Raw genomic sequence first — 437 nt, forward strand, 5'->3', positions numbered from 1 at the left:
CGCCTGCACCAGCCGCAGCCAATGCGCATCCTGTTATTGACCACGGGGTTGAAGCTTGGCGGTGCCGAGCAGCAAGTCGCCGCGTTAGCACGGCAGTTCGTCGCCCTTGAGCACACCGTAGCAGTTGTCAGCCTGACCCCCGGAAGCGACGTGGCGTTGCCCGAAGCCGTCACGGTCGTGCCTTTGGAGATGCACAAGACGCCGCAGTCGATGGTGCGGGCGCTATGGAAACTGCGTGCCTTCGTGCGCCAGTGGCAACCGGACATTATCCACGCCCACATGGTGCACGCCAACCTCCTCGCCCGCGTCCTGGCCGCGACGGGAGACATGCCCCCCGTCATCTGCACGGCACACAGCGCACGAGAAGGTGGCGGCTTGCGCATGCTGGGCTACCGGCTGACCGACCGTTGGAGCCACCTCAATACGCACGTCAGCCC

Annotated in this window: 1 protein-coding gene; it reads left to right on the forward strand. The window is 65.4% G+C overall.

What is annotated here, in order from left to right:
* Nucleotides 1-21: 21 nt before the first annotated feature.
* The coding region (locus tag GV818_RS33785) for a glycosyltransferase (RefSeq protein ID WP_161778753.1) at nt 22-437 on the forward strand (416 nt) is incomplete at its 3' end.

The organism is Pseudomonas sp. Fl4BN1, from assembly GCF_009908285.1.
Classification (GTDB): domain Bacteria; phylum Pseudomonadota; class Gammaproteobacteria; order Pseudomonadales; family Pseudomonadaceae; genus Aquipseudomonas.